Raw genomic sequence first — 14,951 nt, forward strand, 5'->3', positions numbered from 1 at the left:
ACGGCAAGCGGCAGAACGAGATCATGAACGTGGTCGCGAAGGAGCTGTCGGACACCGATATCGCCAATCTGGCGGCGTATTATGCGGGGATTCAAGTCGACGTGCTGCCGCCGGGGTAGTGCGCGCGCCTCTCCCTCCCCCGCAGATGGGGGGAGGGCGGGCGCGCGGGATGTCTGGTCCGCCCAACCTGGCAACCGGACGGTGATCCCGAATGCGATGTGTGAAGCCGCTAGCCCTCAGAGGGGGAGAGGGAGATGTCCCGCCTCATAAGGTTTCCGTTTGAAAGCTTCAGTTGATGCGTCTCTGCCATCATCACGAGCGAAGTGAAGTGACCCAGGGCAGCGCGACGTCTGCGAGCGTGGCGCTGCTGGATTGCTTCGCTCCGCTCGCAAAGACGGCGGGGCCGAAGCCATCAACCGGAAACCGTATCAATCGTCCATCTTCAGCGCGGCAATGAACGCCTCCTGCGGGATCTCGACGCGCCCGAACTGGCGCATCTTCTTCTTACCTTCCTTCTGCTTGTCCAACAGCTTGCGCTTGCGCGAGATGTCGCCACCATAGCACTTGGCGGTCACGTCCTTGGACAGGGCCTTGATCGTCTCGCGGGCGATGATCTTGCCGCCGATCGCCGCCTGGACCGGGATCTGGAACAGGTGGCGGGGGATCAGGTCCTTCAGCTTCTCGCACATGGCCCGGCCGCGGGACTCTGCGCGGGTGCGGTGGACCAGCATCGAGAGGGCATCCACCGGCTCGGCATTGACCAGGATCGACATCTTCACGAGGTCGCCCTCGCGGTAATCCGAGACGTGGTAGTCGAACGAGGCGTAGCCCTTCGAGATCGACTTCAATCGGTCGTAGAAATCGAACACCACCTCGTTCAGCGGCAGATCATAGACCACCATGGCGCGCTTGCCGACGTAGTTGAGGTCCATCTGGACGCCGCGGCGGTCCTGGCAGAGCTTCAGCACGCCGCCGAGATACTCGTCCGGCGTCAGGATCGTGGCGCGGATCCAGGGCTCCTGGATCGTCTCGATCTTCATGATGTCCGGCATGTCGGCCGGATTATGCAATTCCTTGGTCTCGCCGTCGCGCATCTGCAGTCGGTAGACCACCGAGGGCGCCGTGGAGATCAGGTCGAGGTTGAACTCGCGCTCCAGCCGCTCCTGGATGATTTCCAGGTGCAGCAGCCCGAGGAAGCCGCAGCGGAAGCCGAAGCCCAGGGCCGCCGAGCTTTCCATCTCGTACGAGAACGAGGCGTCGTTGAGCCGTAGACGGCCCATGGCCGAGCGCAGGTTCTCGAACTCGGCCGCATCCACCGGGAACAGGCCGCAGAACACCACCGCCTGGACTTCCTTGAAGCCCGGCAGCATCTCGGTGGTCTGGCGCTTGTCCTCGGTGATGGTATCGCCGACGCGGGTGTCGGCGACCTCCTTGATCGAGCCGGTGAAGAAGCCGACCTCGCCCGGGCCCAGCGCGTCGATATCGGCCATCTTGGGCCGGAACACGCCGATCCGGTCGACGCCGTAGACGGCGTCGGCCCCCATCATGCGGATGGTCATGCCCTTCTTGAGCGTGCCGTCGATGATCCGCACCAGAACGACGACGCCGAGATAGGCGTCGTACCAGCTGTCCACGAGCAGCACCTTGAGCGGCGCGTCCCGGTTGCCCTTCGGCGCCGGCAGGCGGGTGACGATCGCCTCCAGCACCGCCTCGATGTTGAGGCCGGTCTTGGCCGAGATCGGCACGGCGTTCGAGGCATCGAGGCCGATCACCTCCTCGATCTGCTCCTTGACCCGCTCGGGCTCGGCGGCCGGCAGATCGACCTTGTTGAGGACGGGCACGATCTCGTGATTGGCGTCGAGCGCCTGATAGACGTTGGCCAGCGTCTGCGCCTCGACGCCCTGGGACGCATCCACCACCAGCAGCGAGCCCTCGCAGGCGGCGAGTGAGCGCGACACCTCGTAGGCAAAGTCGACGTGGCCGGGCGTGTCCATGAGGTTCAGGACGTAAGTCTGGCCGTCCTGCGCCTTGTATTCCAGGCGTACGGTCTGCGCCTTGATGGTGATGCCGCGCTCTTTCTCGATATCCATCGAGTCGAGCATCTGCTCGCTCATGTCGCGCAGCGCGACGGTGCCGGTGGCCTGGATCAGCCGGTCCGCCAATGTCGATTTGCCGTGATCGATATGCGCGACGATCGAGAAGTTGCGAATGAATTCGATCGGGGCTGTCATCGGCATTCCGTTCGGGCGCGCTGAGACGCACACCGTCTGATGTCGGGGCGTGTTCGGATGGAGCGGCTCCCGCGCGAGATAGCAGCGCTACAGGAAGGCGCCAAGCGCAGCCGCAGCCGGCGTGCCATCCTGTCGCCGGACAAGCGGAAGGGCAGGGGCCGACGCAATCCGGCCCCCGCCCAAGCTGTCGAAGAATTACCCGCGCCGCCGCGAATGCCTCAGCGGCCGCGGTCGCGGATCAGGCGCTCGATCTCGGCCTCGCCGTGGGAGCGCGCCTTGGCCTCGGTCGGGTGCTTCCGGTCGGAGCGCTGGTGCAGCTTGCCGTGCTTGCGGATGCTCCACTGGTACATGGAGCCGCTCTCGCCGACAGGTTCCACGTCGAGGCTGAAGGGGTAGGTATCTGTCTGGGTCTCGCTCATGGCCCCGATATGGGGCATTCAGCGACGTTTCGCCATGCCCTCGCGTGAAGTCCGCGCGCCCTCAGGCCTCCGAAACAGTCGTGCGCGCCCGCGCGGCCATGGCGACGAGGCTCTTGCGCAGCGCCCCCATGTCGCCGATGCGCTCGGGATAGACCACCCGGGCGGTGCGGTCGCCCGCCATCAGGTCCATTCCCTCGGGATCGAGGCCAGTCAGCCGCCAGGTCAGCCCATCCTCGGCGCCGCTGCCGGCAGCGTAGAGGGCGAGCGCGTCCGCATGGTCGGCGTTCATGTGCTCGACCGCCCCGCGCTCGCCCGCCACCACGGCCTCGGCTCCGGAGAGGTCGAGGAGCAACTGATCGCGGGTCAGCGTCGCGGCCTTGGCGAAGCCGCCGTTGAGGTGGCCGGCCTCCGGATCGAGGGCGAAGAAGCCGAAATCGGGAAAGTCGGCATAGAGCTTCGCCTTGGGGTGGCGGGCAAGGAACCGCTCCCGGGCCCGTATCTCGCCGGTCTGCTGGGCGCGTCCGACCACGGTGAGCCGGGGATGCGCGAGGGGATCGCCCTTGCCGGTCTGCGCAAACAACAGCGAGCAGCGCGGATTCGTGAGCAGGTTGCGGGTATGGGCCGAGAGCCGCGACAGCAGCATCAGCGGCATGCCGTCGACATCGGTGGCGATGGTCACGAGGGAGGCGAAGGGCGTGCCGTCCGGATCCAAGGTCGCCAGAGCCCCGGAGCGGATGCCGCGCAGGAGGCTCCGGGCGAGCCCGATCGCGTCGAAGGGCGCCTCGTCGGCCGGCAGTGGCCGGGCCGGTCCCCGCGGTCCGGGTGCATTTCCACCGGTCTGGCCCATGCCGTTCCTCCCCCACGCGAATTGCCGCCGCACACGCCCGATACGTTAGCGGGGCGGGGGCCGCCGCGCGAGGCGTTCGGCCCGCGTCAGATCGGCCGTTACGGCCAAGCTATGACCGCCGCTCGCTTTTTCCGATCGGGCGTACTAAAGCACCTGTCCCTTCGCGTGCGCCGGGCTACGCTGAAATCGCCCGGTTCGCGCTCTTGTCTGCCCCTCGGGGGCCGGGACACGGCGCGGCCTGCGCGTAAAGCCAGGACCGCGCCCGAACCCGTTCAGTCAGGGATCGCGCATGCCGACCATCGCCCTCGTCGACGACGACCGGAACATTCTCACCTCGGTCTCGATCGCGCTCGAGACCGAAGGCTACCGCATCCAGACCTATACGGACGGTGCCTCCGCGCTCGACGGCCTGCGCCATTCCCCACCGGATCTGGCGATCTTCGACATCAAGATGCCGCGCATGGACGGGATGGAGCTTCTCCGACGCCTGCGGCAGAAATCAGACCTTCCCGTGATCTTCCTGACGTCGAAGGACGAGGAGATCGACGAGCTGTTCGGCCTCAAGATGGGCGCGGACGACTTTATCCATAAGCCGTTCTCGCAGCGCCTGCTGGTGGAGCGCGTGAAGGCGGTGCTCCGCCGCTTCGCCAAGGAGGCCCCCGGCGCAACGCCGCGCGGGGCCGAGGAGGTTGCGGCCCGCTCGCTCGAGCGCGGCCTGCTGATGATGGATCCCGAGCGCCACACCTGCACGTGGAAGGGCGAGGCGGTGACCCTGACGGTCACGGAGTTCCTGATTCTCCAGGCCCTCGCGCAGCGCCCCGGCGTCGTGAAGAGCCGCAACGCCCTCATGGACGCGGCTTACGACGATCAGGTCTATGTCGATGACCGGACGATCGACAGTCACATCAAGCGCCTGCGCAAGAAGTTCAAGGTGACCGATCAGAGCTTCGACATGATCGAGACGCTCTACGGCGTCGGCTACCGGTTCAAGGAGGCGTGATCTTCAGGATCCGTCGCGTGTCCGCTCGTACACAAACCGAGACCGAGGAGGGCGAACCCCGCACCTCCCTGGCAAAAGCCCTCTCCCGCCCGCTGACCTGGCCCCGTGCCCTCTGGGACGCGATCGGCCAGCGCGCCTCGTCGAGCCTGACGCGCCGCATCGTCGTGCTCAACCTCGTCGGGCTGATCGCGCTGCTGGTCGGGTTCCTGTACCTCAACCAGTTCCGCCAGGGCCTGATCCAGGCGCGGATCCAGAGCCTCGCCATCCAGGGCGAGATCATCGCGGGTGCCATCGCGGCCTCCGCGTCGGTGGATACCGACACGATCCGAATCGACCCCGACAAGCTGCTCCAGCAGCAGGCCGGCGAGGCCGCCGAGGAGGAGTCTCAGCCGCTGGCCTTCTCGCTTAATCCCGAGAAGGTGGCGCCGCTTCTCTCGCGCCTCGTCACGCCGACCGGCAATCGGGCGCGGGTCTACGATCAGGAGGGTGGCCTCTTGTTCGACACACGGACCCTGTTCAAGCGCGGTGATGCCGGCCGGACGGACTCGCTCGAGCCCCGGCTGCACAAGCCTGGAATGCTCGAATCAGCTTTCCAGACGGTCCAGACCAAGCTGAGCGGCCTGTTCCGCAGCCGGGCCGAGCCTACGGAGGAGACGGGCCCGCAAAACGGGCATTCGCTCCGGGAGGTCCAGGCGGCGTTGGGCGGAAATCGCGGCAGCCTGGTGCGCCGCAACAAGGAGGGCGAGACCACGGTGTCGGTGGCCGTACCGATCCACCGGGCCGGATCGGTCCGCGGCGCGCTGCTGATCTCGACGCAGGGCGACGCCATCGACCGGGTGATCGCCTCGGAGCGCTTCGGCCTGCTGCAGGTGTTCCTGGTCGCCTCGGCCGTGATGGTGGTGCTGTCGTTCCTGTTGGCCGGGGCCATCGCGGGCCCGGTGCGCCGCCTCGCCGAGGCGGCCGAGAAGGTGCGGATGGGCATCAAGACCCGCGAGGAGATTCCGGACTTCACCGAGCGGACCGACGAGATCGGCCATCTCTCCGGGGCGCTCCGCGACATGACTCAGGCGCTCTACCGACGGATCGACGCCATCGAGAGTTTTGCCGCGGATGTCAGCCACGAATTGAAGAACCCGCTGACCTCGCTGCGCAGCGCCGTCGAGACCCTGCCGCTCGCCCGGAACGACGATTCGCGTGGGCGCCTGATGGCGATCATCCAGCACGACGTGAAGCGCCTCGATCGCCTGATCAGCGACATCGCCGACGCCTCGCGCCTCGATGCCGAACTCGCCCGGGCGGAGGCCCGGCGCGTGGATCTCCGGCGCCTGCTCAGCACCGTCGTGTCGGTGGCCAACGAGCGCCGGCGGCCGAAGGATTGCCTGATCCAGCTCGACGTGGAGGCGACCGCGTTCGACAACGAGGCGCCGTTCACGATCATCGGCCACGACAGCCGGCTCGGCCAAGTCGTCAACAACCTGCTCGACAATGCCCGCTCGTTCTCGCCCAGCGACGCGAAGGTCCGCGTCGTGCTGCGCCGGGTTCGGAGCGAGATCGAGCTGGTCTGCGAGGATGAGGGGCCGGGCATCCCCGAGCATGCCCTGGAGCGCATCTTCGAGCGCTTCTACACCGACCGCCCCGAACAGGGGTTCGGCCAGAATTCCGGGCTCGGCCTGTCGATCTCGCGCCAGATCGTGCAGGCCCATCGCGGCACGATCCGCGCCGAGAACCGCCCCGGCGCGCCCGACGAGGACGGTGAACCCACCGTGCGCGGCGCCCGCTTCATCGTCCGTCTGCCGGCCGCGGCTCGCCAGCTCCACGCGTGACGACGACGCTCCACGGCGCCTGCTGCGCGCTCGGCGGCGCCGGCATTCTGATCCGGGGCGCGGCCGGCGCCGGGAAATCGAGCCTGGCCCTGCTGCTTGCAGCGGCCGAAGACGGTGCCTTCGTAGCCGATGATCGGGTCGTCTGCGTAGTCGTCCGCGGCCGTGTCATCGCCCGCCCGCATCCGGCGCTCTCCGGTCGCGTCGAGGTGCGGGGACAGGGGATCCTTTCGGTGGGTGACCTCGGCGTCTCGGCCAGTCCCGAGACGGTACTCGATCTCATCGTCGATCTCGTCGCCACTGTGCCGCGCCTGCCGGAGCCGGCCGGTTCCGAGGGCCTTCTGGGCATTCCGCTCCCCCGCCTCGTCCTCGATCGTGGTGTCCGCGCCGCCGGCTTGGCGCCGCTCCTCATTCGTGCGGCGCTGCGAAAGCGATGCCCGTGACTTCGCAGCCGCACACGTCGCCCGAGTCGCGCAGCGGTGGTGCTGCCCCATGGCGCACGCGCAGCAGCCGTGCCATGATCGCAGGGTTGTCCGGGCAAAAAAGTCGCGTTCGCCTTGTGGGGGGATGTGCGATGCACAACATGGCGGCACACACAGGACGTTGGAACACGTGTCGATGATTGGCATGGTGCTCGTCACTCACGGGCTGCTGGCGACCGAATTCAAGGCCGCTCTGGAGCACGTGGTCGGCCCCCAGGATCAGATCGAAACGATCACGATCGGGCCGGAGGACGATATGGAATTGCGGCGGCGGGACATCATGTCCGCGGTCTGCCGCGTGAATACCGGCGAGGGGGTCGTGGTGCTCACCGACATGTTCGGCGGGACTCCCTCCAACCTTGCGCTGTCCTGCATGAATGGCGGGTCGGTCGAGGTGGTGGCGGGCATCAACCTGCCGATGCTGATCAAGCTCGCCAGCGTCCGCGACGAGGAGAATCTCGGCGATGCCGTGCTCCACGCCCAGGAGGCGGGGCGCAAATACATCAACGTCGCCTCCCGCGTGCTCGCCGGGAAATAGACCCTTAGGCTTCCTAAATCGCGACTTCGCGCATCGGCCGCCGCGAGCCTGCGGTAATCCCGATCGAGGCGGCGATGACGAGGCCGATTGCGAGCCACTGCATGGGCGTAATTCGCTCGCCCAGCAGCATCAGCCCGGCGCAGGCTGCGACCGCCGGCTCCAGGCTCATCAACACGCCGAAACTCTTCCGGTCGAGGCGGCGCAGGGCGACCATCTCAAGGGAATAGGGCAGGGCGCTCGACATCAGCGCCAAGACGAGGCCGGCCAGCAGCACGCCCGGCGCCAGTAATGCGGACCCGGCTTCAACCACGCCGAAGGGCGCGACCACGAGGGCGGCCGTCAGCATGCCCAGCGAGACCGCCTGACCGCCATCGATTCGGCCCGCGCGCTGCCCGAACAGGATGTAGAGCGCCCAGGCCGCGGCAGCGCCGAGATCGAGGACGACGCCAACCGGATCGAGGCCGTCCGTCGTGGCGATCGGAAGAAGCAGCATCAGCCCGAGGACGGCGAGGCCGATCCACAGGAAATCCGACCTGCGGCGCGAGGCAATAAGCGCGACCGAAAGCGGTCCGGCGAACTCGATCGCCACCGCCGGTCCGAGCGGTAGACGGGCCAGAGCCAGGTAGAACAGCAGGTTCATCGCCCCCAGCGCCGCGCCGTACAGGGCGATCCATCCGGCCCCACGGAGCGGCAGGCTGCGACGCCACGGTCGCCAGATCGCGACGAGAATCAGCGCCGAGAAGCCGACCCGCAGGGACGACGTACCGGCCGCGCCGAGCACCGGGAACAGGCTCTTGGCGAAGGTGGCGCCGCATTGGAGCGAGACCATGCCGGTCACGAGGGCGGCGATTGAGAGGATGACGGGGGACGGGCGCGCCCGTCCGACCACGCTCACAAGATGAACCGGCTCAGATCCGCATTGGCTGCCAGATCCGCAACGCGGGACCGTACATAGGCGGCGTCGATCGGCACGGTCTCGCCCGACCTGTCAGTGGCCGTGAAGGAGATCTCGTCGATCACCCGTTCCAGCACCGTCTGGAGCCGCCGGGCGCCGATATTCTCCACCGAGGAATTCACCTCCACGGCGACCTTGGCCAGAGCGTCCACGGCATCGTCCGTGAAGGTCAGGGTCACACCCTCGGTCTCCATCAGCGCCACGGTCTGCTTCAGCAAGCTCGCCTCCGTGGAGGTCAGGATCTGGCGGAAGTCGTCCACCGTCAGCGGTTGCAGCTCGACCCGGATCGGGAGACGGCCCTGCAATTCCGGCAGGAGATCGGCCGGCTTCGAGACGTGGAAGGCCCCAGAGGCGATGAACAGGATGTGGTCGGTCTTCACCGGCCCGTGCTTGGTCGCCACCGTGGTGCCCTCGATCAGCGGCAGCAGGTCGCGCTGCACCCCCTCGCGGGAGACGTCGCCGGAGGAGCGGCCTTCGCGGGCGCAGATCTTGTCGATCTCGTCGAGGAAGACGATGCCGTTGTTCTCCACCTCACGGATCGCTTCGCGGACCAGCGCCTCATCGTCGACCAGCTTGTCGGATTCCTCGGCCATTAGCGGCGCGAAGGCGTCACGCACGAGGATCCGCCGCGGCTTGCCGCGCTGGCCGCCGAGCGCCTTGCCCAGCATGTCGCCGATGTTGATCGCCCCCATCGACGCGCCGGGCATGCCGGGAATCTCGAACATGGGCATGCCCGCAGGCGGGCCCGAGGCCAGTTCCAGCTCCACTTCCTTGTCGTCGAGCTCACTGTCGCGCAGCTTGCGGCGGAAGCTGTCACGGGTGGCCGCACTGGCCGTGGGACCGACCAGGGCATCGAGGATCCGGTTCTCGGCAGCCGCCTCGGCCTTGGCCCGCACGCCGTCGCGCTTGGTCTGCCGGGTCAGGCCGATCGCCACCTCCACGAGGTCGCGCACGATCTGTTCGACATCGCGGCCGACATAGCCGACCTCGGTGAACTTCGTGGCTTCGATCTTCAGGAAGGGCGCGTTGGCAAGGCGGGCGAGGCGCCGGGCGATCTCGGTCTTGCCGCAGCCGGTTGGGCCAATCATCAGGATGTTCTTGGGCGCGACCTCCTCGCGGAGCGGCCCGGTGAGCTGCTGGCGGCGCCAGCGGTTGCGCAGCGCAATGGCCACGGCGCGTTTGGCGTCATGCTGCCCGACGATGAAGCGATCGAGTTCGGACACGATCTCGCGCGGAGAGAACGTCGTCACCGCTGTGCCATCCCTGTTGCCGGCCGCATCCCGCGGCCCACGGTCGGGAATGGGGTCCCGCGCGCCCCCGCGCAAGGGGCTGCGCGGGGTCGTAGTGCCGCCTTAGTGCGTCCCGAGCGAGGGCGCCGCATCGTCCTTGTCGTGCGTTCCGAATCGCTCGACCAGCGTCGCACTGGCTGCGTTCAGCCCCACGACCTCGACCACGCGCCCTCGCGCACGGGCCTTGAGCACCACGCGGTCGAGGGTAGCCACGGCCGAGATGTCCCAGAAATGCGCGCCCGTCACGTCGATGACGAGGCGCTCGACCGGTTCGAGGACATCGATCGCCTCCGCGAAGGTGCCGGCGGAGGCGAAGAAGATCTGCCCGGTGACCCGGTAGGTGCGGGTTTTCCCGTCGGGCGACAACGCGGACGTAACCTGGCTGAGGCGCGAAACCTTCCCGGCGAAGAACACCCCCGACAGGAGCACACCGACCAGGACGCCGATGGCGAGATCCTTGGTGGCAACCACGACGAGGACCGTCGCAAGCATCACCGCCGACGAGGGCAGGGGGTTGGCGCGCAACTGCGCCAGCGAGCGCCACGAGAAGGTGTTGAGCGAGACCATGATCATCACGGCGGTGAGCGCCGCCACCGGCACGACGGCGAGCAGATCCTGAAGCGCCACCAACAGCAGGAGCAGGAAGGCTCCGGCCACGAGGGTCGACAGCCGGCCCCGCGCCCCCGAGGAAACGTTGATCACCGACTGGCCGATCATCGCGCAGCCACCCATGCCGCCGAACACGGCCGACGCCATGTTGGCGACGCCCTGACCCATGCATTCGCGATTCTTGTCGCTGCCGGTGTCGGTCATGTCGTCGACGATCTGCGCGGTCAGCAGACTCTCCAGAAGGCCGACGGCGGCAAGCGTCGCCGCGTAGGGCAGGATGATGCGCAGCGTCTCCCAGTTCAGGGGCACGTCCGGCAGCGCGAAGCTCGGCAGCGACGACGGTAGGGCACCGAGGTGCGCGACGGTGCGCACGTCGAGGTGGAACACAGCCGTGACGACGGTCAGCACGGCGATCGCAACCAGGGGCGACGGCACGGCCCGGGTGATCCGCGGGACGCCGTAGATGATCGCGAGTCCCAGTGCGATCAGCCCGTAGGTCGCCGGGGTCACGCCGGTGAGTTCGGGCAGCTGCGCTAAAAAGATCAGGATCGCCAAGGCGTTGACGAAGCCGGTCATCACCGATTGCGAGACGAACCGCATCAGCCGGCCGAGCTTCAGCACGCCGGCCAGGATCTGGATGAGCCCCATCAGGATGGTCGCGGCGAAGAGGTACTGAACCCCGTGCTCGCGCACGAGCTCGACCATGACGACGGCGGTGGCGGCAGTGGCGGCCGAGATCATCGCAGGGCGTCCGCCCGCGAACGCGATCGTGCAGGCGATGACCACCGAAGCGTAGAGGCCGACCTTGGGATCGACCCCGGCGATTACCGAGAAGCCAATCGCTTCCGGGATGAGGGCGAGGGCGACGACGATGCCCGAAAGGGTGTCGCCGCGAAGATTGGAGAACCACCGGCCGCGAAGGCCAGTGGGTCCGGACAAGCTGGATTGCATGGGACGTTCCGCACAAGGCGCACGTCCGCGCCTTGGAGCGGACAAACTGGCGACTCGGATGCGTGGTCCGGCGGATCGGCGGCCGGAAGAGCCACCCGGGCTTTCACCGGGTCCTTGCGAATGCCGTATCCCTACGGCGCTTCGCGCTGCAACGCAACGTCGCCCCGTGCAGGACCGCCCCGAAGCAGCGTTGGCGTGCCAACGCTGCTTGGGTTCTTGGCCGGTTGCAGGTTTTTATCGCAAAACCGGTGGCCGCTTTCGCGAACCCTGCTTAGGCGGCCCGGACCTGCGTGACGAAGCCCGCCACCTCTCCGCCGAGCCCGTTCGAACGCCGGGCGATGTCGGCGGCAGCCTCGAGCACCTGTGCCGCGCTGATGCCGGTCTCGTTTGCCGCGCCGAGCACCAGGGCCATCGTGTCGGTGACCGAGCGGGTGCCGCTCGCCGCTTCGGCGATGCTGCGCGCGATCTCCTGCGTGGCGACCTGCTGCTCCTCGACCGCGGCGGCCACGCCGAGGGCGATGCCGTGGACCTGCTCGATCGTGCCGCCGATCTCCTCGATCGCCGCCACCGCCTCGTGCGTCGCGGTGCGCATGGCGGCGATCTGGCCGGCGATCTCCTCGGTCGCCTTGGCGGTCTGCGTCGCCAGATCCTTCACCTCGGTCGCCACCACCGCGAAGCCCCGCCCGGCCTCTCCGGCGCGCGCTGCTTCGATCGTGGCATTGAGCGCGAGCAGATTGGTCTGCCCGGCGATGGTCGAGATCAGCGACACGACCCGCCCGATCCCATCGGCGCTTCGGGCCAGGGCCTGGACGCTGGCCCGTGTGCGCCGGGTCGCCTCGACCGCGCTCTCGGCGGCGCTCGAGGTCTGGGAAACCTGAACGCCGATCTCGCTCGCCGTGGCAGCGAGTTCCTCCGTCGCGGCGGCCACCGCCTCGACGTTGTGCGACGTGGTCTCGGCGGCGCGCGTCACGGCCTGCGACTGGCTGCCTGTCCGCTCGGCATTGCCGGCCATCGTGGCGGCGGCCCGCTCCATCCCGGCGGCCGCACCGGCGAGGTGTTGGACGAGGCCACCGATATTGCCCTGGAATTGATCGGCGAGGGCGGTCATCTCGCTACGCTTGCGCGTCGTCGAATCCGCGTCCGAGCGCTGGTGATCCTGGCGCTGCGCCTCCGCCTTCTGCAGCATCTCGCTGAGGATCCGCGTGCTCGTCCAGATCGCGCCGATCTCGTCGCGGCGGACCGTTACGGCCGGCAGCGCGTGATCCCCCCGCGACAGGCGCTCGATCGCGTCCGAGACCGCGCGTAGCGGCCGGGCGATCTGCCGCTGTCCGACGAGCAGACCCAGGGCGCCGCAGATCAACGTGCCGAGGAGCGCGAGGCCCAGAAGGAGGATCGTCCGCACCTGGAACAGCGCCTGGGTATCGCCCCGGATCGCCGCCATCTCGACCCGTCCCTGGCTGACCAGGGCGTCGATGCTGGCCTGGAAGGCTTTGCGATTGGCGCGGTTGGAGTCGTTGAAGCCGAGCTCGGCGGCGGCGCGCGGGCCGGCCGTCTCTCCGGCGTCCGCCAGGGCGCTTCGGAGGGTGCGGTAGGCTTCGAAGTTGCGGGTCATGGCCTCGAAGAGCGGACGCTCGGACTCGGCCAGTTGCGGAGCCCACTCGGTCCGGAGGGCATCCATCTCGCTCAGGCCCTTCCGGATGCCGGCGGCATATTTCGCCGCCTCGGCCCTGTCGGCGGAGGCGTAGACGCCCCGGGAGTCCATCGTGACCTCCGCGGCGAGCCGGTTGAAGTTCGCCGCGTTGAGCGCACGGATTGAGGCATTCTCGACGTTCGATAGGGACGTCTCAAAGCTTCGCAGCGTCACCACGCCGACGCCCACGACCACCAGCGTCGTCAGGCTGCACGCGCCCACGAAGCCCAGAAGTTTCCCGCCGATATTCATAGTGCTCCAACCCTAGAGGCTCGGTTGAATGCAAAATATCGTTGATAGTTCAAGAGGCCGTTAACCGCCCGTGGGCGGATGGATCTGTATTCGCACGACCGTGCTGCGCACCCGCAACGATGGATCTCACCTGGCTAGAAGTCAGGCGCCATCGAGCGCCTCCATGACCAGATTGCCGTTGGTATAGACGCAGATCTCGGCGGCGATCGCCATGGCGCGGCGCACGATCGCCTCCGCGTCGAGATCGCCATCCTCCAGGGCCCGCGCTGCCGCCAGCGCGTAGTTGCCGCCCGAGCCGATGGCCATCACGCCGCTCTCGGGTTCCAGCACGTCGCCCGATCCCGACAGGAGCAGGCTGACGTCGCGGTCGGCGACCAGCATCATGGCTTCCAGCCGGCGCAGGTAGCGGTCCGTTCGCCAATCCTTCGTCAGCTCCACGCAGGCGCGGGTCAGCTGTCCGGGATATTGTTCGAGCTTGGCTTCGAGCCGCTCGAACAGGGTGAAGGCGTCGGCCGTGGCGCCCGCGAAGCCGCCGATCACGGCGCCCTTGGCAAGACGCCGGACCTTCCGGGCATTGCCCTTGACGATGGTCTGTCCGAGGCTGACCTGTCCATCGCCGCCCAGCACCACGCGGCCACCCTTTCGGACCATCAGGATGGTGGTGGCATGCATCTGGGGCACCGCGCCCCGGTCGTCGTACCTGAATGTGTCCTGGCTCAACGGTCGGCTCCGATCTCGATCGCGTCGAGATGGGGAGATTGGCCGGCCACGTCCAGCCGGATCGTCACCGCAATCCTGGGATCTTGCCCGGTTCTCGCGGGGACCCGACGGCTTGCTCTACTCGGCCACCGCCTCAGGCGTCTGCACCGATCCCGCATCCGACAGGATCGACTGCGCCGCAGCTTCGGCCAGGAGGGCGTAGCCGCCATCGGCCATATGCAGGCCGTCGGAGGCGAAGAGCTGCTTCGTGGTCAGCTTCCCGTCTTGCACCCAGCCATGCATCAGGTCGGCGCGCCGGATGACCGGCACGTCCAGCTCGTCCCCGATGCTGCGAACGGCCTCAAGGAAGCGGGAGGCACCCGGCGTCGACTCGAGCTTCGGGCACCATTGCGGTTCCATCAGCACCACGTCGATGCCGGCCTCGCGGATCCGACGGATCGCCGCCACCGTGGCGGCGCGGAAATGAGCCACGGACACGCCGCGCAGCGGATCGTTGCTGCCCGTCTGCCAGATGACAAGCTGCGGCTCCGCCTTGATCACGTCGCGGTCCAGGCGCGCCAGCATGTCATCCACGTGCTCGCCGCCGATGCCGCGGTTGATCACCGCCACGTCGATGCCGTGCAGCTTCTTGCGCAGGTCGGTCTGCAGCCGGGCCGGATAGGCGTTCGCGGGGCTCGACGCGCCGATGCCCTCGGTCGACGACGAACCGAACGCCACGATCTTCAGCGGCGCACCGATGGCGATTTGGCGGGCGACATGCGGAAGATCCGGGCTTTCGCGCAGATCGATACCCAGGAGGTCGAGCGATTCGGGCAACAGATCCGCGTAGGCGAGTACCGCCGTCGGGATCACGAGCAGGCCGCACAGCAGGCCGAGCCGGCGCAGCATACCGCGGGTCGACCGGGGGGCGACCTGAGTGTTCGAGGACTGGTTTTTCGCGGACTTGAACACTGGACCGACAGCTCCGGCACTCGCGAGCAATGGTTACAGTCTCACACGGGGATTTGAAAAGGGCCGTTCGGCCAGCGGTGTTAATCTGAAGTGAATTCGTAACACAAAATTAACGCCCGCGGATCTCCCACCGCTTTGCGTCCGTCCCCTTGATCGATCTGCGGCACGGACGATGCGTATGTCGGGCTCCGGGTCTC

Annotated in this window: 14 protein-coding genes and 1 other annotated feature; of the genes, 5 read left to right on the plus strand and 9 right to left on the minus strand. The window is 67.7% G+C overall.

Annotated features, from left to right (window positions below):
* Window positions 1-119: c-type cytochrome (locus MKK63_RS14055; protein ID WP_409564516.1), on the plus strand; the 119-nt coding region annotated here is incomplete at its 5' end.
* Between the two features lie 309 nt (window positions 120-428).
* Here the strand turns inward: MKK63_RS14055 and lepA are convergent.
* The 3 genes from lepA to MKK63_RS14070 form a co-directional block, all read right to left on the minus strand.
* On the minus strand, window positions 429-2,231 hold the full coding sequence (lepA, locus tag MKK63_RS14060; protein ID WP_244002691.1) for a translation elongation factor 4: 1,803 nt from the start codon (window positions 2,229-2,231) through the stop codon (window positions 429-431).
* 218 nt (window positions 2,232-2,449) lie between these two features.
* Entirely contained in the window at window positions 2,450-2,668 is a 219-nt protein-coding gene (locus tag MKK63_RS14065; protein WP_244002693.1) for a hypothetical protein, read from the minus strand.
* Between the two features lie 43 nt (window positions 2,669-2,711).
* On the minus strand, window positions 2,712-3,497 hold the full coding sequence (locus MKK63_RS14070) for a HugZ family protein (RefSeq protein WP_244002695.1): 786 nt from the start codon (window positions 3,495-3,497) through the stop codon (window positions 2,712-2,714).
* A gap of 289 nt (window positions 3,498-3,786) precedes the next feature.
* Here MKK63_RS14070 and MKK63_RS14075 point away from each other — a divergent pair, with 289 nt between their 5' ends.
* From MKK63_RS14075 to MKK63_RS14090, 4 genes are all read left to right on the plus strand, one after another.
* Complete coding sequence (locus MKK63_RS14075) at window positions 3,787-4,497, plus strand: response regulator transcription factor (RefSeq protein WP_244002697.1); 711 nt, start codon at window positions 3,787-3,789, stop codon at window positions 4,495-4,497.
* 68 nt (window positions 4,498-4,565) lie between these two features.
* Window positions 4,566-6,320: a sensor histidine kinase gene (locus MKK63_RS14080; RefSeq protein WP_279574669.1), complete on the plus strand. Its 1,755-nt coding sequence runs from the start codon at window positions 4,566-4,568 to the stop codon at window positions 6,318-6,320.
* Window positions 6,317-6,760, plus strand: a complete 444-nt coding sequence (locus MKK63_RS14085; protein WP_244002701.1) for an HPr kinase/phosphorylase — start codon at window positions 6,317-6,319, stop codon at window positions 6,758-6,760. Before MKK63_RS14080 ends, MKK63_RS14085 begins: the two co-directional genes overlap by 4 nt.
* A 175-nt stretch (window positions 6,761-6,935) precedes the next feature.
* Window positions 6,936-7,337 (plus strand): PTS sugar transporter subunit IIA, encoded by a 402-nt coding sequence (locus MKK63_RS14090; RefSeq protein WP_091714599.1) that lies wholly within the window; start codon window positions 6,936-6,938, stop codon window positions 7,335-7,337.
* Window positions 7,338-7,350: 13 nt separating this feature from the next.
* Here MKK63_RS14090 and MKK63_RS14095 read toward each other — a convergent pair whose 3' ends face one another.
* The 6 genes from MKK63_RS14095 to MKK63_RS14120 form a co-directional block, all read right to left on the minus strand.
* Window positions 7,351-8,166 carry an EamA family transporter gene (locus tag MKK63_RS14095; protein ID WP_244003196.1) on the minus strand — a complete coding sequence of 272 codons (816 nt, stop codon included), beginning with the start codon at window positions 8,164-8,166 and terminating at the stop codon, window positions 7,351-7,353.
* 62 nt (window positions 8,167-8,228) lie between these two features.
* Window positions 8,229-9,542 carry an ATP-dependent protease ATPase subunit HslU gene (hslU, locus tag MKK63_RS14100; protein WP_244002703.1) on the minus strand — a complete coding sequence of 438 codons (1,314 nt, stop codon included), beginning with the start codon at window positions 9,540-9,542 and terminating at the stop codon, window positions 8,229-8,231.
* Window positions 9,543-9,644: 102 nt separating this feature from the next.
* Window positions 9,645-11,141 carry a SulP family inorganic anion transporter gene (locus MKK63_RS14105; RefSeq protein ID WP_244002705.1) on the minus strand — a complete coding sequence of 499 codons (1,497 nt, stop codon included), beginning with the start codon at window positions 11,139-11,141 and terminating at the stop codon, window positions 9,645-9,647.
* Window positions 11,142-11,202: 61 nt separating this feature from the next.
* Window positions 11,203-11,258, minus strand: a sequence feature (sul1 is cis-regulatory element that is thought to sense ions involved in sulfur or methionine metabolism; They are found in Alphaproteobacteria).
* A gap of 154 nt (window positions 11,259-11,412) precedes the next feature.
* The gene (locus tag MKK63_RS14110; protein WP_244002707.1) at window positions 11,413-13,083 is read right to left on the minus strand and encodes a methyl-accepting chemotaxis protein; all 1,671 of its coding nucleotides are present in this window, start codon (window positions 13,081-13,083) and stop codon (window positions 11,413-11,415) included.
* Between the two features lie 141 nt (window positions 13,084-13,224).
* On the minus strand, window positions 13,225-13,755 hold the full coding sequence (gene hslV, locus MKK63_RS14115; protein ID WP_243922869.1) for an ATP-dependent protease subunit HslV: 531 nt from the start codon (window positions 13,753-13,755) through the stop codon (window positions 13,225-13,227).
* Window positions 13,756-13,920: 165 nt separating this feature from the next.
* Entirely contained in the window at window positions 13,921-14,691 is a 771-nt protein-coding gene (locus MKK63_RS14120) for an SGNH/GDSL hydrolase family protein (RefSeq protein ID WP_244002709.1), read from the minus strand.
* Window positions 14,692-14,951: the final 260 nt, after the last annotated feature.

It is taken from the genome of Methylobacterium sp. J-088, assembly GCF_022829295.1.
Lineage (GTDB): Bacteria > Pseudomonadota > Alphaproteobacteria > Rhizobiales > Beijerinckiaceae > Methylobacterium.